Below are 1,249 nucleotides of genomic sequence, written 5' to 3'. Positions count from 1 at the left end.
CCGCCCCCCCCGCCCCCCCCGCCTCCCCGGCGGTCGACCCGCGCCTGCTGGTGCGCCAGGGCGGCGTCGCCGGCTACGTGGACGAGTTCCGCCGCAAGATCAAGAGTGGTGACCTCGGCTCCCTGCCGGTCGTCATCGGCCTGATCCTGATCGCCGTCATCTTCCAGAGCGTCACCGGCCACTTCCTGCAGGCCGACAACCTGACCAACATCACCAAGTGGATCGCCGGCCCCGGCCTGATCGCCGTCGGTGTGGTCTTCGTCCTGCTGCTCGGCGAGATCGACCTCTCGCTGGGCTCCATCGCCGGTGTCACCGCGGCGATCACCTCCGTGCTGGCCGTGCGCGAAGGCCTGAACGAAGGCCTCGCCATCCTGATCGCGATCGCCGCCGCGGTGGCCATCGGCGCCCTGCACGGCTTCTTCTTCGCCAAGATCGGCGTGCCCGCATTCGTCGTCACCCTGGCCGGCATGCTCGCCTGGAGCGGCCTCCAGGACTACGTGCTCGGCAAGCTCGGCACCATCAACAACATCAACGACGGTGTCGTCGCCAACCTGGACACCTACTTCCTGGGCGACGGCGACGTCGCCTTCGCCTGGGTGCTGGCGCTCCTGGCGATCGGCGTCTTCCTGACGGGCCAGCTCATCGAGGCCTGCCGCCGCACCGCCGCCGGGCTGCCGGGCCGCACCACCGGCGAGATCGCGCTGCGCACCGGCGCCCTCGCGGTGCTCGCCCTCGTCGGCGCCTACATGCTCAACCAGGACCGCGGCCTGCCGCTGCCCCTGGTGATCCTGCTCGGCGTGGTCGTGCTGACCGACTTCGTGCTGCGCCGTACCTCCTACGGCCGGAAGATCTTCGCGGTCGGCGGCGGCATCGAGGCCGCGCGCCGGGCGGGCATCAACGTCGCCCGGGTCCGCATCTCGGTCTTCATGATCTCGGCCGGCCTGGCCGGCCTCGGCGGCCTGTTCATCGCCTCGCAGCAGGGCTCCGCGGACAAGGCGCTGGGCAGCGGCAACGTCCTGATGAGCGCCATCGCGGCCGCGGTCATCGGCGGCACCAGCCTCTTCGGCGGGCGCGGCAAGACCTGGTCGGCGCTGCTCGGCATCCTGGTCATCCAGTCGATCACCACCGGCCTGGACATGGTCCACGCCGCGCAGGCCATCCAGTACATGATCACCGGCGCGGTGCTGCTCGCCGCGGTCGTGCTCGACTCGGTCTCGCGCCGGACGCAGAAGTCCTCGGGTCGCGGCTG

At 71.1% G+C, this 1,249-nt stretch carries 1 protein-coding gene; it reads left to right on the top strand.

The features are described from left to right. The coding region (locus MCM47_RS41050) for a sugar ABC transporter permease (protein WP_308222640.1) at positions 1-1,249 on the top strand (1,249 nt) is incomplete at both ends.

It is taken from the genome of Kitasatospora sp. A2-31 (assembly GCF_022288725.1).
Classification (GTDB): domain Bacteria; phylum Actinomycetota; class Actinomycetes; order Streptomycetales; family Streptomycetaceae; genus Kitasatospora.
The sequence above is the reverse complement of the archived record's forward strand: the minus strand, read 5'-3'. Positions and strand labels throughout refer to the sequence as shown.